Below are 22756 nucleotides of genomic sequence, written 5' to 3' on the forward strand. Positions count from 1 at the left end.
GATGCTTGATGATCAGGGCCCCGGAAAACCCTCTTCAGAGTCCGCCAGCGGTCATCCGCGCCCTGGCGCCGAGCAAAGTGAGCAAAAGTTCTTTGAGCTGATTGAGAGCCTGCCGATGGTTGCCGTTCAGGGCTACGACCGGGACCGACGTGTGATTTACTGGAACGAAGCCAGCCGAAGGCTCTACGGTTTCAGCCGGGAGGAAGCTGAGGGCCGCCTGCTGGAGGACCTGATCATTCCCGACGCCATGCGCGACAGCGTAATAGCCGCTCACCGGAACTGGCTGGAAAATAACGTCAGCATCCCCTCTGAGGAAATTGACCTGAAACATCGGGACGGCCATCCGGTACCTGTATTTTCAAGCCACGTAATGATCAAACAGGATACCGGCGACTGTGAAATGTTCTGCATCGACATCAGCCTGCAGGAACAGAAAAAGGCGCGGGAAGCACTCTACCGCATGGCAAGTTTCGATGACCTGACCCAGTTGCCCAACCGGCGCCTGATGGAGGTCGAGTTGGGAAGCCGTCTGGCAGAAGCAGAACGGGCGGAACGCAAGATGGCAGTGGTGTTTATTGATCTGGATAACTTCAAACTGATCAATGACACGCTTGGGCATCATTATGGAGACAAGTTGCTTCAAGCCGTAGCAGAGGCCCTGAAAGCGGAAATTCGAAGCTACGACCTGCTCAGCCGGTTTGGTGGTGACGAATTTGTCCTGCTGTTGTTTGATGTCACCGCCGCCGAGCGAATTCATGAACTTCTCCGACGTTTGATCACCAGGCTGGACCGGGGCTTTATGCTCGATGGCGTCAATTATCAGGTATCAGCGAGTTTTGGCGTCAGCTTGTTTCCCAACGACGGAGCGACGGTCACCGAATTGATGGGGAACGCCGATGCGGCCATGTATCAGGCAAAGGAAAAAGGCAAGAACACTGTCTGTTTTTACACATCCGACATTAACGACCGCCTGGTCCACTACCAGGAGACCACCGCCCTGCTTCGACGCGCCATCAATAATAACGGCCTGAAGCTTCATTTCCAGCCCCAGATTGACCTGAAAAACGGCGGCGTAAGTTCCTGCGAGGCTCTGCTACGCTGTTTTGAAGACGGCGCACTCGCGGTTCCGCCCGCCGTTTTTATTCCAGTTGCCGAGAAATCCGGGCTGATCAACCGAATCGGTGACTGGGTCATCGATGCAGCCTGTAAACAGCTCCGGGACTGGCAGGGCACGCCACTGGCAAACACCCGCATTGACATCAACCTGTCCGGCAAGCAATTGGCCGATCCGCAGATGGCTGACCGCATCCTGCAGACACTCGGCGACTATAGCCTTTTGCCAGCGCAACTCGGGCTGGAGTTGACAGAGAACGAGCTCTTTGGCGGCGATGAAGCACAGATACAGCAACTGGAAAAACTGAAAAACGCCGGGGTTTACATTTCCATTGATGATTTTGGCACCGGTCATTCATCACTGGTCTATCTAAGGAAACTGCCGGTGTGCAGCCTGAAAATAGATCGAACTTTCCTGCATCACGCTATGGAAAATGAAAGTGACATGGCCATCATGCAAGCCATTATTACGGTCGGTCACCGTCTTGGCCTAGGCGTGGTCGTTGAAGGTGTGGAAACCAATGAGCAGGACAAACTCGTCAGGCAGTTAGGGTGCGACAAGGCCCAGGGGTTTCTTTATGCCAGGCCGATGCCCGCCAGTGAGATGCTGGCGGGCATCGGTTCCGGGCATTTTGGAAACAACCCGGCTCAGTCCTGAACCGGGAAGAAGTCGAAACTTGCGTCGATGGTCGCGGTGCTTCTGTACGATCCCGGGACCGTCATCTCGAACCCACCGCAGGTGAGGTCGGAGAAAACGGCGTAGACCGCCGACAGACCAAAGATTAAGTAACATTAGTGAGGTGTCAACTGCAACTTCGCAATTATTCTGGCACGTCGAGCTGGAATTGCAATACATTGAAAAAAAAGAGGAAAATTGGAGGCGCGGGTCGGAATCGAACCGGCGTTAACGGAGTTGCAGTCCGCTGCATGACCACTCTGCCACCGCGCCTGGAAAAGTACGAAGGGGATTCGTAACCTTTTTGCTCTCAGGTGGGCATTGAGAGACTGTGTTCACTGCGTTGATTGGAGCGGGAAACGAGATTCGAACTCGCGACCCCAACCTTGGCAAGGTTGTGCTCTACCAACTGAGCTATTCCCGCTTGATCAACGAGGGCGTATTCTACGGATTCGCTTCATTGCGTCAACCACTTTTTAAAAATTTTGTTTTACTTCAGGTGTTAACGAATGTCGTCTCCCGGCCAGCTGAACATAGTAAACGATCGCATGATGTTGAAGGGAGACTGGACGCTGAGACACTACGCCCACCTCCGGAGTCGAATCCTGAAAGCCGGTTCGATAGATTCCTCATTGGCGTTCACGGTGGATCTGAACCAGATCGGTGCGCTGGATACCGCCGGCGCCTCATTGCTGGCAGAACTACTCGGTACGGAACAGCTTGAACAGTTGCTGTCGCAGACCCCGCAGGTCAATGAAGAGCGCCGCGGCCTAATCAGCATCACGATCAAGTCTCTTGCCCGGACTGATCAGGTCCCGGCCCGTCGCTCTTTTTCCGCAAGCCAGCAGCTTGCCCGGATTGGTCACGGGGTCAGCGAATTCGCCGCGCAGATGCAACTGCTTACGGGCTTTACCGGCCAACTGATTGCGACCTGCCTGGCCATTCTTGCCCAACCAAGGCGCTGGCGTGTTACCTCGTTCGTGACCCATCTGCATCAGACCGGCCTGAATGCACTTCCGATCGTCGCCCTGCTCTCATTCCTGGTGGGCGCTGTTGTCGCCTTTCTGGGCGCCACCATCCTGGAAGATTTTGGAGCCACGATATATACCGTAAACCTGGTCGCCTACTCGTTCCTGCGGGAATTTGGCGTGATGCTGGCAGCCATTCTGGTTGCCGGGCGCACTGCCAGCGCCTTTACCGCCCAGCTTGGCTCGATGAAAGCGAACGAAGAGATTGATGCCATCAGAACCCTGGGGCTCAACCCTATGGAGCTTCTTGTCATTCCACGTGTTCTGGCAATGATGGTGTCTCTTCCAATCCTGACCTTTGTCGGCATTGTCAGCGGCATTGTCGGAGGTTCTCTGGTCTGCATCCTGGCGCTGGATATCGCCCTTCCACAGATACTGCATATTCTGGAAAAGCAGATTCCAGTCATTCATTTCTATGTGGGCATGAGCAAGGCACCGGTGTTTGCCTTCATGATCGCCATCATTGGCTGCCTGGAGGGGTTTAAAACCAGCGGCAGTGCCCAGTCAGTCGGTGAGCACACAACCTCTGCCGTGGTACAGTCCATTTTTATGGTAATCCTGCTGGATTCCATTGCAGCAATCTTTTTCATGGAGATGGGATGGTGACCAGTCCCGCAGGGATCGCCTCGACGGTGATCAACGTCAAAGGATTGACCAACCGGTTTGGTCAACAGGTGGTTCACGATCATCTTGACCTTGAGGTTCGCCAACGGGAGATTCTGGGTGTCGTTGGCGGGTCCGGCACCGGCAAATCGGTGCTACTGCGATCTCTGGTCGGGCTTCACACGCCCAATGAGGGAACAGTTGAGATATTCGGCCAACAGTTGCAAAGCCTGAATCCTTCGCAGCGCTCTGCCCTGGAACGCCGGCTGGGGGTTCTGTTTCAGGGCGGCGCCCTGTTCACTTCGCTGACTCTGCTTGAAAATGTCGCCCTGCCGTTGATCGAACACATCAAGCTCAGCCGTTCGGATGCTGAGCATCTGGCAAGGACCAAGCTTGCGCTGGTTGGTTTGCCGGCTGATTCTGCCGACAAATACCCGGCCATGCTGTCGGGCGGTATGGTAAAGCGGGCAGCATTGGCCCGAGCCCTGGTGCTTGACCCGGAAATCCTTTTTCTCGACGAGCCCACCTCAGGACTGGACCCAATCGGCGCTGCAGCGTTTGACCAGCTTATCGTCACCCTGCGCAACGCCCTCGGTTTTACCGTCTTTCTGGTCACTCACGACCTGGACACACTCTATACCGCCTGTGACCGGGTGGCCGTTCTGGCAGACCGCAAAGTGCTGATCACTGATACCATGGCCAGGGTTGAAGCGGTTAACAACGACTGGATCAAGGCCTATTTCCACGGCCCTCGGGGACGTAAGGCCAGAACGGCCGCCAACAGCGAAAAGGAAGTCTGACTATGGAACCAAGAGCACATCATGTGCTTATCGGCCTGTTTACCCTCCTGGCTGCTGCCAGCGGGCTGTTTTTTGCGCTCTGGCTGAATAATTCGGATAACGACCGGGACTATACCTGGTATGAAATCATCTTTGACCAGGGCGTAAGTGGCCTCAATGAGGGTAGCCCGGTGAAATACAGTGGCATTCGGGTGGGCGATGTTGCGCTGCTCCGGCTTGATCCCGACGACCCTCGCAATGTACGCGCCCTGGTTCGGGTGTTCAGCCACGTGCCGATCCGGGAGAATACCCGGGCTGGGCTTGCCATTACCAATATCACCGGCAGCATGAGTATCGAGCTTGAGGGCGGCACCCCGGACCGTCCGATTCTGGAGGGGTCACGTAGCAACCCGCCGTTGATTCATGCAGAACCTTCAACCCTGACATCGCTGGTCGCGACTGGCGAAACCCTGCTTGGAAAACTGGATCAGTTGCTCACCAACTCCAACCGGGTGATGTCTGACCAGAATATCCAGAACCTCACCCAGAGCCTGAACAACCTCCAGGAGCTGTCAGCCGGGCTGATGGAGCGGCGCGAGGAAGTGAACGCTGTTTTCGAGCGTCTGAAGAAAATCACCATAGAAACACGGTCCACTCTGGATACCTATCAGAGGGTAGGAAACCGGGCTGAATCCCTGCTGGACAATGAAGTGCAGACGTTTCTGGGGTCCGCTTCAAGCGCGACCCAGACATTGGAACAATCCACTGCACGGATCGACCAGCTTCTGGCCCGAAACGAAGAAGCGCTGGCTCGCGGTATGCAGGGCGTTGGTGAACTCGAGCCGGCGCTTCGGGATATGCGGACCACCCTGACCAACCTGAACGGCCTGATTAACCGACTGGAAGAGGATCCTGCCGGCCTTTTACTAGGCAAAGAACCCCTGCAGGAGTTTAATCCATGAAAAACCCCATAACGGGCCTGCTCATCGCGCTGTTTCTCATCACTCTGGTCAGTGGCTGTACCCTGCTGCCTGAACGAACGGCAAGAAACGCCTTCATGTTGCCAGCGCCGCAGGTAGCTAAATCCAGAAACCCAGCGGTACCTGTCACTCTTCGTGTTCTGACGCCCCAGGCAGAGTCCCCGCTCGATGGCACCTATATACTGGTCAGCCCCCGGGAACACATCATTCAGGCCTACGCTGGGGCGCGCTGGAGCAACCCCACACCGGTGATGGTCCGCGACCACTGGATTGAAGGCCTGCGCCAGAATGGCGGCCTGAAGGCGGTGGTAAGCGAAAGCAGCGAAGCCTCCAGCCAACTGACCCTGAGCAGTGACCTTGGCCGGTTCCGGATGCACTACCCCCAGGGACAGGCCATGGTGGAAATACAGCTTGATGCCCAGTTGCTTGAGAGCCAGTCACGACGAGTACTTGCTGTGAAGCGCTTCCAGATTGAGCTAGCGATTGACGACCAGCCGGTTGAATCCGTGATTGCCGGGTTTGGTGAAGCCAGCCAGGCACTGACGGAAGACATGGTTTCCTGGCTGCTTTCCACTAGTGAAGAGATTTATAAGGGTGCGGATCAATAACTCCGCCTGGGCCACCTAGCACCTGGGAAATAAATCAGGCCAGGCCGCTTTCAGATACAGAATCATTGACCACAGGGTCAGGCCAGCGGCGATATAAAGCAGGGCCAGACCAAGCCAGGTCCAGGTTTCACCCACGGGAAACGCCAACAGCAGCGTAATCGACGCCATCTGGGCGGTGGTCTTGATTTTACCGATATAGGACACCGCCACACTGGCGCGGCTGCCGATTTCTGCCATCCACTCGCGCAACGCGGATATCACGATTTCACGGCCGATGATCACCGTGGCCGGGATGGTCAGAACAAAACTCGAGTGCGCTTCAATCAGAACGGTCAGGGCAACGGCGACCATCAGCTTGTCGGCCACCGGGTCCAGAAATGCGCCAAAGGGCGTGGTCTGGTCGAGGCGGCGGGCGAGGTAGCCGTCCAGCCAATCGGTGCCGGCGGCTAATGCGAAAATGGCGGCACTGACAAAATAGCTCCACTGCAGCGGCAGATAGAAAATGATGACGAACACCGGGATCATGGTAATCCGCGACAGCGTGAGAATATTCGGTAGATTCATGACTTCCCTATTCGTCGTGCAGCACTGCGTAAATGGTTTCTGCCAGGTTTCGGCTGATTCCCTGAACCTTGGTCATTTCTTCAACGCTCGCTTTTTTCAGATCCTGAATACCGCCAAAGTACCGGATAAGATCTCGTCGCCTCTTGGGACCGACACCGTCGATACCTTCCAGAGTTGAACTCCGGCGCTTCTTGTCCCGACGTGCCCGGTGGCCGGTAATCGCGAACCGATGGGACTCGTCCCGAATGTGCTGAATCAGGTGCAGCGCCGGTGAGTCCGCCGGCACCCGGAACACGGCATCGGTCATGGCATCAATCAGCTGTTCCATGCCAGCACGTCGGGTTACGCCTTTGGCGACGCCGATCAGCGGAATATCCGAAATCCCCAGTTCGTCAAACACCGCTTTTGCGATGCCCAACTGGCCCTTGCCACCATCGATGAATACCAGGTCAGGACGCTTGCCCTCGCCGGACACCATTCGCTTGTAACGTCGTGTCAGCACCTGTTGCATCGCAGCATAGTCGTCGCCGGCAGTCACACCCTCTATATTGTACAGGCGGTAGTCACTTTTCAGTGGCCCATTCTCGTCGAAAACCACACAGGATGCGACCGTGTTTTCCCCCTGGCTGTGGCTGATATCGAAACATTCCATGCGGGACGGTGTTTCCGGGAGCTCCAGCAGGTCCTTGAGCGCCAGAAGTCGGCGGTACACAGTCTCCTTGCTGGCCAGGTGAGTCAGCAGTGTCTGGCGGGCATTGGTCATCGCCAGCTCAACCCAGCGCCGACGTTCGCCGCGGACATTCCTGCGGATTCTGGTGTCGCGACCGGCGGTCTCAGATAAGGCCTGGGAAAGCAGTTCCTGCCCATCAACATCCACTGGCACCAGGATGTCCGGCGGGATTTCACGACGGGTACTTCCGCCAAAATAATATTGCCCCAGGAAGGCGCTCAGAAGCTCTCCTTCTGACTGTTCAATGCTGTAACGTGGAAAATAGTCCTTGGTTCCCAGAACACGGCCGCCACGTACAATAATTACGACAATGCAGACGACCCCAGCATCCTGGGCGATCGCGACTACGTCCGCATCACCACCCTCGCCGTCCACACTCTGTTGTTCCTGCACATGGCGCAGGTAATTGAGCTGGTCCCGGTAGGCAGCGGCTTTTTCGAATTCAAGGGACTTGGACGCCTCTTCCATGGCGCTCAACAGATCCTGGAGAATCGCCGGGTTTTTGCCTTCCAGAAACATGGTTGCCCGGCGCACGTCCGCCAGGTAATCCTCAGGTGAAATTAACCCCACACAGGGCGCAGTGCACCGGTTGATCTGATACTGCAGGCAAGGTCGGGTTCTGTTCCTGAAATAGCTTTCACTACAGGATCTTATGCGGAATATCTTTTGTAGAATATTAAGACTTTCCTTGACCGCGCCAGAGCTTGGAAATGGCCCGTACCAGGTGCCGCCGCCTTTTTTGCTCCGGCCACGGCGAAACGTCAGTGACGGATAGTCATCATGGGCAGAGCGGTAGATATAAGGGTAGGATTTGTCGTCCCGTAGCAGAATATTATAGGGCGGACGCAGGGACTTGATCAGATTCTGCTCAAGCAACAGGGCTTCGGTCTCGCTGCCAGTAATCGTGACTTCAATCGATTCAATCCGGGAAACCAGGGCTTCGGTTTTTGGCGCCAGGCCGGACTTGCGGAAATAACTGCTGACCCGTTTCTTGAGGTTGCGGGCCTTACCCACATACAGAATGCCACCGGCTGCATCATACATCCGGTAGACGCCTGGCCTTTCGGTCAGCCGCTTGAGGAAGTGCTTTACATCAAACGAATGGCTGTCACCCTCTTTACCCTCTTCGGGCCCGGGAGCCACATCAGACCTGATCGGCATCGAGCAACCCGAGCCTGACTGCCATAAGCGCCAATTCCACATCGCTGGAAATTTCCAGCTTCTCGAAGATTCGGTAACGGTAGCTGTTCACGGTTTTGGGGCTGAGGCAAAGCTTGTCTGAAATGTCCTGCACTTTCTGGCAGTCCACCACCATCATGGCAATCTGCATTTCGCGCTCGGACAGGCGATCAAACAGCTGCAACTGGCCGTCTTCGTCCCGAACGTCTCCACCCAGCTGCTTCAAGGCCATTTTTTGGGCAATTTCCGGGCTAATATACCGCTGGCCAGAATGGGCCATGCGAATGGCGCGGACCATTTCCTTGATGTCGGCGCCTTTGGTGATGTAGGCCGTAGCACCGGCCTGCATGACACGGGTGGGATACGGGTCATCGGCACAGGCGGTCACCACGATCACGCGAATGGAATCATCAATACGAAGGATACGACGGGTTGCTTCCAGACCACCGATTCCTGGCATCCGGATGTCCATCAGCACGATGTCCGGCCGGTCCCGGCGAACGGCATCAATGGCGTCTTCGCCGGAAGACGCCTCACCAATCACCTCGAGATCCGGGTTGTCGGCGAGCATCCGGGTGATCCCGGATCGGACCAAATCATGGTCATCTACAACCAATACCCTGATCAAACTTCACCTCACACGCGGGATATATGAAAACGAACCGGATTGTACCGGTTAGTGACAGTATCCGATAGCTTCATATCGAGTACATAAGCAGTAGAACACACTATTCAGGCGGGCTGAGACCCGCCGTATTCTCCGCCGGATCAAACCACACCACCAGATCTCCCCGGCGAACGGCAGCCAGCACCCGGTTCTTCTCCGCCATCGGATTCTCTGTATCATTCAGCCCGTGATAGCGAGTACAGTATTCGTCCACCAGGCCATCAAGCTGGTCTTCTGTCAGCAGGCCCGTATCGACCTGGAACTTTTCCTGTCTCGGGTCTGGCTGGCCTTCTTTTCCGGTGTCGTCGGTCATCCGTCACTCCCTATCAATTGCTTATGTTAAAGCCTTTGGCCCTGTGGTAGAAGAACACCATGACCATCCTGGACACCTTTTTTCAGACCCTTGAAACCACCCTGCCGGTGTTCGCCATGGTGTTTATCGGCCTTGGCCTCAGACGCCTGGGCTGGATAGATGCGGCGTTTATCAACACCGCGTCAGCACTGGTTTTCCGGGCAACGCTTCCGACCCTGGTGTTTCTGAGTATTGTCCGGGCCGACCTCAGTACTGCACTCAATCCCGCCCTGCTGGGTTTCTTTGCCGCTGCCACCCTGGGCAGCTTTCTGGTCAGCTGGTTGTGGGCAATACGCGCTGTGCCGGCGGCCGATCGCGGCGTCTATGTACAGGGCGCATTCAGAGGAAACTGCGGCATCGTCGGCCTGGCACTGGCCGCCAGTCTCTACGGCGATTACGGCCTGTCGGCCGGCGGGCTGCTGTTGGGCGTGGTCATTGTGTCCTATAACGCCCTGTCTGTGGTGGTACTGACAGCCTATCAACCGGGGCAAACCGCGAGCTGGGGTCGTATTCTGGCGGATATCACCCGCAACCCGCTGATTATTGCCGTCCTGGTTGCCCTGCCATTCGCCTGGTCCGGAGTTGAGCTTCCCGCCTGGCTAATGACCAGCGGAGATTACTTCGCGTCCCTGACCCTCCCGCTGGCATTGATGTGCATTGGCGGTACGCTGTCGCTCAGAGCGATGCGGACTGACCGAAAACTGGCGATCAGCGCGAGCGTGATGAAAATGATCACCCTGCCTTTGCTCTGCACCCTGGCCGCCTGGCTGGCAGGCTTTGAAGGCCCGGAGCTGGGGTTGATGTTCCTGTTTTTTGCCAGCCCCACTGCAGCAGCCAGTTTTGTCATGGTCAAGGCCATGGGTGGAAACGACCGGCTGGCGGCGAACATCGTCGCTCTGACAACTCTAGTGGCCAGCGTGACAGTCACCCTCGGCCTGTTCGCCCTGCGCTCCGCAGGCATCGCCTGAGCCAAGCGCTAGCTAGAGAGTTTTAAGCCAAAAAGTCATGGGTTTGGCGGTTTCTTCCTTCTCGCCAACGTCCTTCCAGCGGTACTCGGTCTTCAGTTCCGGGAGCTTTCTGTAGCCACGATTACCCCAGAAGGCGTCCAGAGGCTGATAGTGTCTGGGCCTCAGCCGGTGGTCAGCCGGGCGCTCAACGGCGCAGAAACAGCAATGACTGAAACCTCCCAGCGCCCGGGCGTAGGATTCACGGTGATCAAAAAAAGCCACGCCAATTCCCTCGCCCCGATAGTCCGGTAAAAGTACGGATTCACCAAAATAGAAAATCCCCTGGGGGCTGTAGCCTTGCTCGATAAACGGTTTTTTGAAAGCTTCGGTTTCGTCCACCATGGGAATGCCGGTCGCCGCGCCCACCAACCGGTCACCGTCGAAGGCCAGCACGAACAGACTGCGGGGCGAGCGTGAATAGGTGGCTATATATCTGGCTTCGTAGGCCATATTGCCGTCGTAGAGATAGGGAAAATCGCGAAATACCGTGATCCGCAAGCGCGCCAGATCGTCGATGTAGGGTTCGATCGCGGAACCGACTCTGGTCTGAAGCGTGATGGTCATCAGTGCCTCAAAAATGCATGAGTGAAGTTTGAAAGATACACTTATATATCAGGTCGACCCGAAAATCAGAAACCGGGTTCAGGAAACCAGATAATTCAAGAGAACGACTGAAACAAAAAACCCCAGCATTTCTGCTGGGGTTTCGTATTGGCGGAGAGAGAGGGATTCGAACCCTCGATACGCTATTAACGTATACACACTTTCCAGGCGTGCGCCTTCAGCCACTCGGCCACCTCTCCTTTAAACTGTTTCAAATCAGCACTCTCGATGCTCATTTGAGGGCGCAGACTTTAATGGTTTTAGGCTCGTTTGGCAACCGTCAATTTTGGATGGCACTGTTTGCGCTCCGGTTTCGTATATTCTGCCTAACGATCTCGAACACAGCCTGACAAGCCAAGATCCAACGGGGAGAGCGCCATTGTTGAACATGGATTTCACGAAAAAGGTGATCATTCGAAGCCAGGAAATGGACTGGACAACCAGCCCCGCCAAAGGCGTACTTCGCAAGCCCCTGGCCCGCGAAGAAGCAGAGCGGGGGCACGCCACCAGCATCGTGCAATATGAACCCGGTGCCAGCTTCAGTCGCCACGAACACCCCCTGGGTGAAGAGATTCTGGTGCTTGAAGGGGTGTTTTCCGACGAATCCGGAGATTATGGCCCTGGCAGTTACCTGCGAAATCCGCCGGGCAGTGGCCATGCTCCGTTCAGCAAGGAAGGCTGTGTGCTGTTTGTGAAGCTGCACCAATTCAACCCGAACGATGCTAACACCGTGCGAATCGACACCAGAAGCGCACCCTGGCTGCCCGGCCACGGTGGGCTGGAAGTCATGCCATTGCATGAATTCGAGCATGAACACGTGGCGTTGGTGAAGTGGCCGGCCAAGGAGCAATTCCAGCCGCATCGGCACTTTGGCGGTGAAGAAATTCTGGTGCTATCCGGTGAATTCTGTGACGAGCACGGGCGTTACCCGGCCGGGACCTGGCTGCGCAGCCCTCACCTGAGCCAGCATCACCCCTATGTCGACGAAGAGACCGTTATCTGGGTCAAAACCGGCTACCTGCCGCTCTGATACCTTGACAGGCTGATCAGTTGCCCTTGCTCGCCGGCAGGTTGCGGCTCTGGTCAACAACAATCAGTTCGCCCAGATCGAAGCCCTGCTCCCGCGCCGTTTTCCTGAAGTCGTCGAGTGTCTTCTCGTCGACCTCGGGACTGCGGGATAACAGCCACAGATAGTCACGGTTATAACCGGTCACGTAGGCGGTGTTGTAATCGCTGTCCAGAATGAAGACAACGTAAGAGGCGTAAAACGGCCCGAAGAACGACACCTTCAGATGGCCGGCCGGGGCACCCTCAACAGGCACGGCATGCCCGTCTGCCTCCTGCCATTTGCCCTCTTCATCCGAATACCCCCGATTGGTGACCGTCACGCTGCCATCTGGATTCAGGGCATAGTCCGCCGTTACGCTTGAAAGCCCTTCCTCGAAAGAATGGTCCAGCCGGGCGATCTCATACCAGGTGCCCTTGTAACGTTCAAGGTCGAGTTCAGACACAGGCTCGATGCCATCTGGCAGGCCGGTGCAACCGGTCAGAATCATCACGACAGACAGCAAGAACAGCCTGGAATGGTTCATGGGTTATTTCTTCCGATAGATGATGCCGGGACTGCAATGCACCATTTCATAAAGATGTGAAAGACCACTAAGGGATTCCGAGGCACCAAGAATCAGATAGCCTCCCGGATTAAGGGTGCCATGAATTCGCGTCAGGATGTCTTTCTTGAGATCTGCGGAAAAGTAGATCAGCACGTTCCGGCACATCACAATGTCAAACTTGCCCAGCATGTAACGCTCCAGCAGGTTCAGTTCCCGGAATTCCACCATGCTTTTGACGTTGGGCTTGATCTGCCAGCTTCCAGTCAGCGATGGCGTGAAAAACTGTTTTTGCCGCTCCGGAGACAAGCCCCGGCCTATGGCAATCATCTCGTATTCGCCACGCCGGGCGACTTCGAGCACGCTTTTGGAGATGTCAGTGGCGGTGATTTTTACATCACGCAGCTTTCCGGGACGCTGGCGCCGGAACTCTTCGATGATCATTGCAACTGAGTAGGGTTCCTGACCGGTAGACGAGGCCGCCGACCAGATGCGTAGCGACTGGGCGGCCTTCTTGTCCGCAAATTCGGGCAGCAACTTTTCCTGAAGAATTCTGAACGGATGATTGTCCCGGAACCACAGGGTTTCGTTTGTGGTCATCGCGTCGATGACCGTTTCCCGCAGATTGCTTCGCCCCGTGCGCTTGATCCGGTCCAGTAGCTCCCCGAGGGTGGACAGCTCATTCTCCTCCATGATCCGGCGAAGACGGCTTTTTACCAGGTACTGTTTATTTTCACCCAGCAAAATCCCGCACGCATCCTGCAGAAATGACTTGAAGGACTCGTATTCCTGTGGCGTTATTTCAGCTTTCATTGAAGTCCGGTTCTGGATGAATCAGCGGCAGAGGACGGCCTTATTGAAGGCCGTCGACAATTTCCATAACCCGCTCGGCGAGTTCGTCCGGGCTGAACTTGGCCATAAAGTCGTCAGCGCCGACCTTCTGAACCATTGCCTTGTTGAACACACCACTCAACGACGTGTGCAACATGATGTACACGCCCTTGATGGCTTCGTCGCTTTTGCATCGGGTGACAAGAGTGTACCCATCCATCTCCGGCATTTCGACATCCGAAATGATCAGACACAAATGATCAGTCGCTTTCGAGCCGTCCGCGGTAATTTCCTTAAGATAATCCAGAGCCTGCTTGCCATCATTTCTACAGATGACTTCCATGCCTATGGTGGTGAGGCAGCGTTCAATCTGCCTGCGGGCAACCGACGAATCGTCGACTACCAACACCGGCTTGAGCCCCGGCGCCCTGCTCTCGCTGCGGCTGCGAAGCTCCTCGGTCACGCTCTCCTCCAGCGGAGAAACTTCAGACAGGATCTTTTCGACGTCAATGATTTCCACCAGCTTGTCATCGATCCGGGTCACCGCCGTCAGGTAAACATCCTTGCCGGCCCCTTTGGGCGGGGGCAGTATGTCCTCCCAGTTCATGTTCACAATCCGATCAACGCCGGCGACCAGGAAGCCCTGTGTCTTACGGTTGTATTCGGTAATGATCACGAAACAGGTTGCCAGGTCTTCCCGCCCGATACCTGGCAGGCGAATTGACATGGCCAGGTCGATTATCGGAATGGTTTCGCCACGAATGTGGGCCACACCTTTCACCATTGGCCTGCTATTTGGGATGGAAGACAGTTTGGGGCACTGCAGAACTTCCTTAACCTTGAACACGTTGATGCCGTAAATCTGCTTCCCTTTCAGCCGGAATAACAGAAGTTCCAGCCGGTTCTGCCCGACCAGTTGAGTGCGCTGATTAACACTGTCCAGTACCCCTGCCATTGCTGCTCTCCTGAGATCGCCTGCCGCCAACGGCACGCATCTTGCTGACACCTGATAGATGAAATTCGGTGCCGGTTATTTGGCTCCGCAAAAGAGTATCGGCCAACCCAGCGGATTATTGAGAAAGACCGCTTATCCGGGGCCTGCACCTACTCAAGACAGCATAGGACAAACTGAAGCGTATGCGCATCTTCATTTTACTGTCAGCACTCTTCGCAACCGGGATGGCGGGTGCCGCCAGCGCCAGCTCCACCGCTGAACAGATTCAACGGGCTGCCGCTGACTTCCTTGCAGATTTTGCGACCGCTCAGGACGCCAGGGGGTATGAGGTTACCTATGACACGGGCGAACTGGACCCACGCCTGTCCCTTGACCTTTGCGAGGATCCGCCCACTGCAGCGTTCAGTGGTGACCCCTGGACCACAACCCAGCCTTCTTTACTGGTATCCTGTAAGGGAGCACGTCCCTGGCGTATTTTTCTGCCGGTCAGTCTTGAAATTCACGGCCAGGGGCTGGTTGCAGCGCGCCCTCTGGCAAGAGGTGAGCGTCTGACCGAGAGCGCCCTGAAAACGCGGTCCATAGCCATAAACGCAACCCGGCGCAGCCCGATGCGTCAGCAAGAACAGCTAATTGGTATGGAAATGCGCCGAGGGATCAACACTGGCACTGTTTTTACCGCCGACCTCCTGACGGCACCAGACGCCGTCAGCCGCGGAGACCATGTTGTTATCACGGCGAAAACCGGCGGTTTTTCCGTGAGATCCCGCGGCAAAGCTCTGGGTAACGGAAGCATTGGCGAACAGGTGATGGTTGAAAACCTCTCTAGTTCTCGAACCATCAGGGCGCAGGTCATCGCTCCCGGAAAGGTTGAAATCCCCATGTAATGGGGTCCTGATGGGCACTTTTTTGCCGCAAGCGGCAATTCTCTGCCCCGAAACACCGCCTCAATCGTACGTTATGTTACATTTTCGCAAGACTGGCTAAAGCTCACTGAGAATCTGCCGTTAAGCAGATACAAACTTATCAGGACTGCCTTGGGCGGTCACACAGCAAAGCAGGTATCGATATGTCAGTTGACTTTAATGGAATCGGCTCAGGCCAGGTCAACAATCAGCGGCCATCAGCGGACAAGGCGTCCGGTTCTGAAGCCTCCAAACAGGCAGGCGCTGAGCAGGCCAGGTCCCAGGCGTCCAACGCCCGTGGTGAAAACGTCAATCTGAGCAGCCAGGCCAAAAACCTGAAACAGCTTGAGCAGAAACTTGGCGAATACCCGGAAATGGACGATGACCGGATCGAACAGATTCGCACTGCCCTGGCAGAAGGTTCGTACAAAATTGACGCTGAGAAGCTGGCCCAGAAAATGCTTGATATGGATAAAAGCATTTTTGGGTGAGTGAGCCATGTCAAAACTTGATGAACTGAAAGATCTGCTGAATCAGGATATCCGTCAGCTGGCAACACTGGCGGAGCTACTCGAAAAAGAAAAAGCCCTTCTCTCCGGCTCGGACGTCAAATCTCTGGCGTCCGTAACCGACCAGAAAAACCAGCATCTCGATCAGATCCGTGAGCGCGCCAAGACCAAAATCCGCGTGCTGGTTGCCATCGGCTTCCGGCCGGATCAGGGCGACCCTTCAAGGTTTCTGCGCAGTGCCGGACTGGAGGATGCCGTAGCTCTATGGGACCAGGCATCACAGCGACTGGCGCAGTGCCAGGCACTCAACCAGGTTAACGGCCGGGTGATGTCCCATCTCCAGAAGCGTCTGTCCCGGCTGACCGAAATATTTCGGGGCGCCACCGGACAGGACAAGCTCTACGGCGCCAAAGGTCAGGAAGAGGCGGTCTCGCACAGCAACGTGCTGGCGAGCGCCTGATTCCGGGACCGCTATCAGCGGGTACGAACCGTCATGCCTGAGCCCGCATGGAAGCGGACATCAGTGATCGTGATGTCGCCCATGGAAGGGCCTGAACCTACCCTGATGTTTTTCATGCGAATCTGTTCAATGCGTTCAGGCAGTGCGAGCTCCATGGCACCGTCATTGGTGATGGTAAACCGGGGCTCGTCCTGGCGGTAATGCACACCGGAGATGGTCAGGTCCGAGTCGAAAAAGCTCAGCGCAGGCAAAAAAACACCGGATGCAAGTTTCAGTGCCTCAATCGCATCCGGATCACTGGCACCGGCATTACCCTGTGCCCCGTCCGGCATCGACCTGACCTCTTCAAACTGTCCGAAAAGCCTGGCATCACCCTGCCCCGACACACCTGCCATGTCCTGTTCGGTCATGGGTATGAACCGGCCTTCGCCGATCATCTGACCAGTTTCGGTAACCAGATCGCCAGTGTTCTGCGCGCTAGCAGCAAAACTGACCATGGGCTGAAACGGGAGCGCGACCACCGTAAAAATAGCAGCGGCATTTCGGTACCGGGACTGATGTTTCAGAACCCGATCAAGCTCCCGTTGCGTTATCCAACCCGCCTGAACAAACACTTCACCCAGGCGTTCCCCGGTTTCACGCTGCACCCGCAGCCCCTGTTCAAGCTGGCTGTCAGAAAGATACCCCCGACTGATCAATAATCGACCGAGTCGAGACTTTTCCTCAAATCCCTGGCGGTTCTTCACGGCTGTTCCCCTTATGACTGTTTTTTTATTCTTACCGTACAACCGGGCCCGGCACAGACTTGATATTGTTGGTATCCTCAGACTATCCGAGGACAGGTTAAACTGCGGCTTGGCCTGACATGCAGTGTTACCTTTTTCGGTCAGCAACCAACCCTTTGGAGCAGTATAGAATGAGAAAGAAGGTCAAACCGTTTAGTTATGTGATTCCGGTCGCGCTGTGTGTAACGATGCTGCTCAGTGCCGTAAAAACAGTCGCTGAAGAGCCTCTGCCCAAAGCAACCGTCGAGACCAGCCTGGGTTCATTCGAGGTAACCCTGCGGCCTGATCTGGCCCCTGAAACGGTTAACAATTTCAAACAGTACCTGGCCGATGATTTCTACAGCGGAACGGTCTTTCATCGTGTCATTCCCGGCTTCATGATTCAGGGCGGCGGATTTGACCGTGAGCTTAATCAGAAGCCCACCAGAAGCCCGGTTGTGAACGAAGCCAAGCCAACCGCCAAGAATCTACGTGGCACCATCGCCATGGCCCGCACGCAGAACCCGGATTCGGCAACCTCACAGTTTTTCATCAATCTGACCGACAACGAATTCCTTGACGCCGGCGTACGAGGCGCAGGCTACGCGGTCTTTGGCAAGGTCACGGATGGCATGGGCGTGATCGATGCCATTGCAGCCATACCAACCGGGCGCCAAAGGGGGATGGCCGACGTACCTGACGAACCGGTGATCATCAAGAAAATCACTTTGCAACCATGATTCCGGAGGCTGGCCATGTCACCATGACTGAGGACAGCTTTGGCTCTGGTGTTCGTTTCCTTGAGGTCTGGCGCGACTGGCAGAACAGCCGTCCCCGACCTGGCACCTGCCTGCATTTCGTGGCAGCGGCCTCCGGGCCACTGCATAGAGAAGAACTGCTGAAGGCCGTTGAAGGGCAGACCGAACTGGAGCCCCTGGCGCAGGAACTGTGTGATCACTACCCCGCCGTTGCAACAGGTACACACCGGCTGGTCCTGGACCGCGGCAGGGTCCGCCTGACCCTCTGTTTTGGCGACCTGACGGATGCCTGTGCCACTGATGACGTTGGCCAGAGGGCGCAGCCTCGTGTCGCCGTTATAGGTGCGGGCATCGCCGGCTGCCTGCTGGCCAATAATCTGGCAGGGCGAGGAATAGAGACGACCCTGATCGACGCGGCGGACACCGTTGCTGCCGGGGCATCTGGCAATCGCCAGGGGGCGCTCTATGTGAAACTCGGCGTGGATTACAACGATCAGACCGAACTGGCGCTGTCTGCCTTGCTGTTCAGCCAGCGTTTCTATCGCCAATTCAAGGGCCAGGGCTGGCACCCAACCGGCCTGGTCCAGCTTGTTTACAACGCATCCGAAGCGGACCGACAGGCACGTTTTCTGGCCAAGAACCAATATCCGCCAGCCGTGTTCCAACCCGTCACCGCCGAACAGGCCAGCCAGCTTGCAGGTATTCCAATACCTCACGGCGGGCTCTGGTTTCCGGAAAGTGGATGGCTTCAGCCCGATATCCTGTGCAATGCGCTCACGGACCAGCCTCTGATCACCCAGCGCATGAACTTCCCGGTGGCACGCCTTGCAGCCGACGCGGCAGGCTGGCGCATTATATCCACCAGTGGTGAAGCACTGTGCTTTGACCGGGTCATTATCTGCGCGGGTCCGAATACACCGGAGCTGATTCCCGTGGCCGGCGAATTCCGGATGAAAGCTATCCGGGGCCAGATCACGGAAGTGCCGGAAACGCTCATCAATCCGCCGTCACTGGTGGTCTGTGGCCCCGGCTATGTGAATCCTGCCCACCGGGGCAGCGCTCTGGTGGGGGCCACCTTCGACCTGCACAATTCGGATCCGGAGGTGGCTCAGGCCAGCGACCGTGAGAACCTGAAGATGCTGGCAGAGTTGCTGCCTTCAGCCCTGGACAAAACCGGTCTGGATGATCTTTCCTCGCAGGTGCGTGGCCGAGTTGCGTTCCGGTGTACCACCCACGATTACCAGCCCATCGCCGGGCCGATGAAAAGTCGTGACGGCGAAGTGATTGAGGGCGTCTACCTTTTTACCGGCCTTGGCAGTAAAGGCCTGACCTACTCGCCCCTGCTGGCTGAGTACCTGGCAGATCTGTTGACCGGACAACCCTGCTGCCTTCCCACCAACCTTGTTCGTCGACTGGAAACCGGGCGTTGCCACAAGCCTGTAAAAGATTAACGATACCAGTCATGGGCTGAAGAAAACCCGGACCCTGCCGACAACCAGACAAGCGCGCCAGTTTATTGGAGAAACGATCAATGTCCATTCATGTCAGTGAACCGGGAAGGCCCGTTGGCACACGATTGCCCGAGATTTTCCGGGGGCGGCGCGTGGGAAATGTAACTGAGCTGGAAGAAACCCAGGGCATCAATATCAGCCACAGTGACGCTACCGATGGTGAGTTCCAGCAGGCAGCCCACGCAGGGCGACACAGAGCCCTTGAAGAATATGGTGCAGCGGCTTCAGGCGAGTACCGGGAGCAACGCCCTTACCTGCCCGTATCAAACATCTGCACGCCGGTTCTGGTGTCAGTTCCGGCAACCGTGTTAGTGGCCGAAGCCCTGGATGTGATGGACGAGCGCGGCGTCAGCCATCTGGTGGTGACCGCTGACGGTAACGTCGCCGGACTGGTAGAGTTGCGCTGGCTGCTGGCCTGGCTGCATGAAAACCAGGCAGATGCGTCTGAAACCAGTCTGGTAAACCTTGAGCTTCCAGCCTTTCTGACTGCTTCACCCGAAACCGACGCGCACCAACTGGCCCGTCTGATGCTTGCCCACCAGTTGAACGCTGCCCTGATTATCGGCGCAGACGGTCAGGCAGCCGGCATAGTGACCAGCACAGATTACCTGCGCCTGTATGCCGATGTAGGGCGCCACGAAGGCAGTGTCTGATCAGGGCGAGGTATTAACCGGATCACCTTCAGCACTGAACAGATTCAGCGTCCAGACAGTTTCACTGCCGGTCTGACGCTTAACCAGCGCAGTGATTTCATCGTCACGGTAATTCACCAGGGCTTCGATAACACCCGTGCCGGGGTCATCAACCGCGATCTGCTGATCCCATTGAAAAGCCGGGTTATCAATTACCGAGTCATCGTCATCACGTTCCGGCTGTCGGTCGCGGCGGAAGATGGCCGGGTCCGCAAGGGTATTTGACTGAACCGCGGCATTGTCGGTCAGCACACCCGTGGTCGAACCGGCAGCAACCAGATCACCATCAAAAATCATGGCAGCCCTTAGCTCCTCCTCCGACTGATCTCCGTCGTCATTAATGAGGTAGGCTTCTGCCGCTGAACCGGCGGACGTGTAGCCAAGCAGGAACCCGGCGGCGCTGGCGGTGGCGTCTCTGCGCAGCACCTTGACACCCTGTTCTGTGGTTACCCGGTAATTGCCATTGCTATTTCCAACGAGCCAGACGTTGCCCACTGAAAAGAAGCCGTCTGCCAGGTTTTCATCCGCACCGGTTCCTGCCTGCTGAACATCAATGTCGCCATCAGCGCGCAAAGCGCTATAGAAAAACGCGTCCCGGCCGCCGAACTGGGATTCGCCTTCAACCGATCCGGACGTATCGCCAATAACAATCGGTGCGCTATTCTGAATTCCGCCGCCGACGACCCGTTCGTCGTGGCTGACAGATTCTACTTTGCGGGTCCAGGCCACTTCCGGCACCAGCGCTGCGCCGTCCTGCTGTGTATCAATGCGCTGAATGAAGCTTCCAAAGCGGCCGTTCAATGTGTCACCGGCTTCCAAAATGCCAAGGGTGACCCCGGAAACCAGCACATTGCCGGAGTTTGGCGCGATCCCTACCCAGCGAGGCAGGTCATCCTGATCAGAGCCGCTGACCAGTTGCCAGTCCTGCGCGTAATCAGCGGGAGCCAGTGCCGTATCGAAGAACCAGCGCTGGCTGATAATGTTAATGTTACCGGGGGTTGGGCTGCCGTCACTGTCTGTTTCTGCGCCAAACGCCACCGCAAACTCATAGCGCTGAACATCCTCACCACCGATTTCAATTTCCCGCTCGCCGGTTGCAATAACGGGCGGTGCGTCCCGGCTGATACCACCGGCAAAAAGGGTTTTTTCCGTCACCAGGTTCCCTTTCTGGTCAAATACCCTGACCACTGGCTCATCACCGGTGGAAGTGTCATAACCCACAAGGAATAGCCGCCCGTTCTGGCCCATAGCCATGTCTGTGGGCACAAAATCTGTTTGAGACCCTACCTGAGGTAAGCCATCTAATTCGTTGATATTAATTCTTAATTCGTTATCCGGCAAAGCCGCCGCATGATTATTCCGGCCAGCCTGATAGTGGGTATCCAGCCCCAGCAGCACAAAGCGGTCATTGGCTTCATCATTGGTATAACTTCCGGCATCTGGCGTCTCCACGCGGAAGCTGACTTCATCGGTACCCACAGGGAAATCAATCAGATCAGCCTCTTCCCAGACGTCCGAACCGGGAGATGTCTCCAGTTTCAGAAAAAAGTCAGTGCCCTGAACCGCATCAGACCCTTCCTGTGCACTGATTTTTGCGTGATAGATTTCTTCCCGATCCCCCTCTATCCGCGCAACGTAGTCAGTGGCTGACCCCAGGTTTATGACGTCCCGCTTGCCTCCGCGCTCTGTCTGCAGACTGACAGTGGGCTCGTTATCCTCAATCCGCAGGGGCTCCCGGACACCCCCGTTGGAGGGGCCTAGGCCGGCAATACCGGAACGCACTTCGGTCAGTGCAAAGCGGAAAGCCTCAAGGCGCTCCGGTTCCAGGTCGTCAATGACTTCCAGGCGTACATAACACTCGGTAATGCCGGGTTCGAGGGTCAGTACACCTTTGGTGTAGAGACCATCCGCATCCTGTTGATACTCCACATACTCGGGGCCCGGCAGCGCTGGAGCACTGCCACTGCCAAGAGCAACGATGTCGCGGCCAATAATGGCCTCGTCGGAATTTGCCAGGCCAGCATCACAGCGTTGATGAGTGGGACTGAAGCCTTTATCGCAACGATTAGGGTCGAAATTGGAGCGCAGTTCAAAAGCCACCTTGATACGAGTCACCGATGGCTGATCCAGATTCACCTGAACCAGCACCGGGCGCGTAACGGAGGTTTTTTCAGACGTCTCGGTGAAGGCGCCCTCATCGTCGTATAAATTGACGGAATAGGTATGTTCTCCAGGTTCGCCTACGTAGGGCCGCTCGCACTGGAAATCCGGTTTTTCTTCTTCCTCGTTTCCATCGCCCTCCCCGTCACCGTCGTTTTCATCCGCTTCGGGCGGCGCTTCGGAGTAGTCCTGGCTGACTACACTTAACTGGTTTTCCTGGACCTCGATGCTGAAAGGCTGAGCGCCCAGAGTATCCCTGTCATTCCCGACCAGATTGATTCGGGTGGTTCTGCCCAGGTCATCCCTGCCGCGCTGACCACCGGTAATGCCAGGAACCCCACGCATGATAATGCCCTGGCGGGCATCATTGTTGAGGCCTTCCAGTGCCAGCCAGGACGGCGCGTTGGTCAGCGAATAATCAAGAATATTGTCCTTGTCGGTGGCACCAAAATTATAGGCGTACTCAACGCCAAGATAGGCATCCTCCGGTGGCACACCAATGATGACGGGATCCTCGGAATCCTGTTCGGTTTTACACCCAGACAGAAGAAACAGCAGCATCAGCAAAGTGGCAGCAGGCGTCATGGAGCTGGAAAGCCGGGAAAACGTGAGGGAACAGGAATCGGCGCGCATATAAAGTCCGTTTCAGAGCTTTGTTTTTATGGGTGCTTTACACACCGTTACAGAACGGACTTATGGTAATCAATTTGAACGA

At 56.2% G+C, this 22756-nt stretch carries 23 protein-coding genes and 3 tRNA genes; 13 read left to right on the top strand and 13 right to left on the bottom strand.

The window, feature by feature from the left end; all coding sequences use genetic code 11:
• Nucleotide 1 precedes the first annotated feature (1 nt).
• Nucleotides 2–1771 carry a putative bifunctional diguanylate cyclase/phosphodiesterase gene (locus tag E5Q11_RS04185; protein WP_135802117.1) on the top strand — a complete coding sequence of 590 codons (1770 nt, stop codon included), beginning with the start codon at nucleotides 2–4 and terminating at the stop codon, nucleotides 1769–1771.
• A 217-nt stretch (nucleotides 1772–1988) separates the two neighbouring features.
• Here E5Q11_RS04185 and E5Q11_RS04190 read toward each other — a convergent pair.
• Nucleotides 1989–2062: transfer RNA gene (locus E5Q11_RS04190), tRNA-Cys, on the bottom strand.
• A gap of 75 nt (nucleotides 2063–2137) precedes the next feature.
• A tRNA-Gly gene (locus tag E5Q11_RS04195) sits at nucleotides 2138–2213 on the bottom strand.
• Between the two features lie 85 nt (nucleotides 2214–2298).
• Between E5Q11_RS04195 and E5Q11_RS04200 the strand changes: the two genes are divergently transcribed.
• The 4 genes from E5Q11_RS04200 to E5Q11_RS04215 are packed head-to-tail and all read left to right on the top strand — an operon-like array spanning nucleotide 2299 to nucleotide 5787.
• Complete coding sequence (locus E5Q11_RS04200) at nucleotides 2299–3423, top strand: ABC transporter permease (protein WP_135802118.1); 1125 nt, start codon at nucleotides 2299–2301, stop codon at nucleotides 3421–3423.
• Complete coding sequence (locus E5Q11_RS04205; RefSeq protein WP_135802119.1) at nucleotides 3417–4220, top strand: ABC transporter ATP-binding protein; 804 nt, start codon at nucleotides 3417–3419, stop codon at nucleotides 4218–4220. Before E5Q11_RS04200 ends, E5Q11_RS04205 begins: the two co-directional genes overlap by 7 nt.
• A gap of 2 nt (nucleotides 4221–4222) precedes the next feature.
• Complete coding sequence (locus E5Q11_RS04210) at nucleotides 4223–5161, top strand: MlaD family protein (protein WP_135802120.1); 939 nt, start codon at nucleotides 4223–4225, stop codon at nucleotides 5159–5161.
• On the top strand, nucleotides 5158–5787 hold the full coding sequence (locus E5Q11_RS04215) for an ABC-type transport auxiliary lipoprotein family protein (protein ID WP_135802121.1): 630 nt from the start codon (nucleotides 5158–5160) through the stop codon (nucleotides 5785–5787). Before E5Q11_RS04210 ends, E5Q11_RS04215 begins: the two co-directional genes overlap by 4 nt.
• Before the next feature lie 15 nt (nucleotides 5788–5802).
• Here the strand turns inward: E5Q11_RS04215 and pgsA are convergent, their stop codons facing one another.
• From pgsA to E5Q11_RS04235, 4 genes are all read right to left on the bottom strand, one after another.
• Nucleotides 5803–6351, bottom strand: coding sequence for a CDP-diacylglycerol--glycerol-3-phosphate 3-phosphatidyltransferase (gene pgsA / locus E5Q11_RS04220; RefSeq protein ID WP_135802122.1), 549 nt, complete (start codon nucleotides 6349–6351; stop codon nucleotides 5803–5805).
• Between the two features lie 7 nt (nucleotides 6352–6358).
• Nucleotides 6359–8242, bottom strand: a complete 1884-nt coding sequence (uvrC, locus tag E5Q11_RS04225; RefSeq protein ID WP_135802123.1) for an excinuclease ABC subunit UvrC — start codon at nucleotides 8240–8242, stop codon at nucleotides 6359–6361.
• Nucleotides 8226–8888, bottom strand: a complete 663-nt coding sequence (uvrY, locus tag E5Q11_RS04230; RefSeq protein WP_135802124.1) for a UvrY/SirA/GacA family response regulator transcription factor — start codon at nucleotides 8886–8888, stop codon at nucleotides 8226–8228. The genes uvrC and uvrY overlap by 17 nt, the downstream gene beginning before the upstream one ends.
• Before the next feature lie 100 nt (nucleotides 8889–8988).
• The gene (locus E5Q11_RS04235; RefSeq protein ID WP_135802125.1) at nucleotides 8989–9240 is read right to left on the bottom strand and encodes a YheU family protein; all 252 of its coding nucleotides are present in this window, start codon (nucleotides 9238–9240) and stop codon (nucleotides 8989–8991) included.
• 59 nt (nucleotides 9241–9299) lie between these two features.
• Between E5Q11_RS04235 and E5Q11_RS04240 the strand changes: the two genes are divergently transcribed.
• On the top strand, nucleotides 9300–10247 hold the full coding sequence (locus E5Q11_RS04240; RefSeq protein WP_135802126.1) for an AEC family transporter: 948 nt from the start codon (nucleotides 9300–9302) through the stop codon (nucleotides 10245–10247).
• 12 nt (nucleotides 10248–10259) lie between these two features.
• Here the strand turns inward: E5Q11_RS04240 and E5Q11_RS04245 are convergent, their stop codons facing one another.
• Entirely contained in the window at nucleotides 10260–10850 is a 591-nt protein-coding gene (locus E5Q11_RS04245; RefSeq protein WP_135802127.1) for a GNAT family N-acetyltransferase, read from the bottom strand.
• A 148-nt stretch (nucleotides 10851–10998) separates the two neighbouring features.
• A tRNA-Ser gene (locus E5Q11_RS04250) sits at nucleotides 10999–11089 on the bottom strand.
• A gap of 179 nt (nucleotides 11090–11268) precedes the next feature.
• On the opposite strand from E5Q11_RS04250, the gene E5Q11_RS04255 reads away from it, so the two are divergent.
• On the top strand, nucleotides 11269–11919 hold the full coding sequence (locus tag E5Q11_RS04255) for a cupin domain-containing protein (protein ID WP_135802128.1): 651 nt from the start codon (nucleotides 11269–11271) through the stop codon (nucleotides 11917–11919).
• 16 nt (nucleotides 11920–11935) lie between these two features.
• On the opposite strand, the gene E5Q11_RS04260 is transcribed toward E5Q11_RS04255, so the two are convergent.
• Genes E5Q11_RS04260 through E5Q11_RS04270 form a run of 3 tightly spaced genes read right to left on the bottom strand, consistent with a single transcriptional unit; the run spans nucleotide 11936 to nucleotide 14285 of the window.
• Complete coding sequence (locus E5Q11_RS04260; RefSeq protein ID WP_135802129.1) at nucleotides 11936–12481, bottom strand: lipocalin family protein; 546 nt, start codon at nucleotides 12479–12481, stop codon at nucleotides 11936–11938.
• 3 nt (nucleotides 12482–12484) lie between these two features.
• Nucleotides 12485–13312 (bottom strand): CheR family methyltransferase, encoded by an 828-nt coding sequence (locus E5Q11_RS04265; protein WP_135802130.1) that lies wholly within the window; start codon nucleotides 13310–13312, stop codon nucleotides 12485–12487.
• A 40-nt stretch (nucleotides 13313–13352) separates the two neighbouring features.
• Nucleotides 13353–14285, bottom strand: coding sequence for a chemotaxis protein CheV (locus E5Q11_RS04270; protein WP_135802131.1), 933 nt, complete (start codon nucleotides 14283–14285; stop codon nucleotides 13353–13355).
• Nucleotides 14286–14467: 182 nt separating this feature from the next.
• Here E5Q11_RS04270 and flgA point away from each other — a divergent pair, with 182 nt between their 5' ends.
• From flgA to E5Q11_RS04285, 3 genes are all read left to right on the top strand, one after another.
• Nucleotides 14468–15169, top strand: a complete 702-nt coding sequence (flgA, locus tag E5Q11_RS04275) for a flagellar basal body P-ring formation chaperone FlgA (RefSeq protein WP_135802132.1) — start codon at nucleotides 14468–14470, stop codon at nucleotides 15167–15169.
• A 182-nt stretch (nucleotides 15170–15351) separates the two neighbouring features.
• Nucleotides 15352–15678, top strand: coding sequence for a flagellar biosynthesis anti-sigma factor FlgM (gene flgM / locus E5Q11_RS04280; RefSeq protein WP_135802133.1), 327 nt, complete (start codon nucleotides 15352–15354; stop codon nucleotides 15676–15678).
• 7 nt (nucleotides 15679–15685) lie between these two features.
• Nucleotides 15686–16156: a flagella synthesis protein FlgN gene (locus tag E5Q11_RS04285; protein WP_135802134.1), complete on the top strand. Its 471-nt coding sequence runs from the start codon at nucleotides 15686–15688 to the stop codon at nucleotides 16154–16156.
• A 14-nt stretch (nucleotides 16157–16170) separates the two neighbouring features.
• Here E5Q11_RS04285 and E5Q11_RS04290 read toward each other — a convergent pair whose 3' ends face one another.
• On the bottom strand, nucleotides 16171–16902 hold the full coding sequence (locus E5Q11_RS04290; RefSeq protein WP_135802135.1) for a pilus assembly protein PilB: 732 nt from the start codon (nucleotides 16900–16902) through the stop codon (nucleotides 16171–16173).
• Between the two features lie 170 nt (nucleotides 16903–17072).
• On the opposite strand from E5Q11_RS04290, the gene E5Q11_RS04295 reads away from it, so the two are divergent.
• The 3 genes from E5Q11_RS04295 to E5Q11_RS04305 all read left to right on the top strand — a co-directional run bounded on the left by E5Q11_RS04295 (nucleotide 17073) and on the right by E5Q11_RS04305 (nucleotide 19842).
• Nucleotides 17073–17660 carry a peptidylprolyl isomerase gene (locus E5Q11_RS04295; protein WP_135802136.1) on the top strand — a complete coding sequence of 196 codons (588 nt, stop codon included), beginning with the start codon at nucleotides 17073–17075 and terminating at the stop codon, nucleotides 17658–17660.
• 23 nt (nucleotides 17661–17683) lie between these two features.
• Complete coding sequence (gene mnmC / locus E5Q11_RS04300) at nucleotides 17684–19129, top strand: FAD-dependent 5-carboxymethylaminomethyl-2-thiouridine(34) oxidoreductase MnmC (RefSeq protein ID WP_168215607.1); 1446 nt, start codon at nucleotides 17684–17686, stop codon at nucleotides 19127–19129.
• Between the two features lie 80 nt (nucleotides 19130–19209).
• Entirely contained in the window at nucleotides 19210–19842 is a 633-nt protein-coding gene (locus E5Q11_RS04305; protein WP_135802138.1) for a CBS domain-containing protein, read from the top strand.
• On the opposite strand, the gene E5Q11_RS04310 is transcribed toward E5Q11_RS04305, so the two are convergent.
• A complete protein-coding gene (locus tag E5Q11_RS04310; protein WP_135802139.1) occupies nucleotides 19843–22674 on the bottom strand; it encodes a hypothetical protein in 2832 nt (943 codons plus the stop codon). It lies immediately after the preceding gene.
• Between the last annotated feature and the right edge of the window lie 82 nt (nucleotides 22675–22756).

The sequence above is a fragment of the Marinobacter confluentis genome (assembly GCF_004785685.1).
Lineage (GTDB): Bacteria > Pseudomonadota > Gammaproteobacteria > Pseudomonadales > Oleiphilaceae > Marinobacter > Marinobacter confluentis.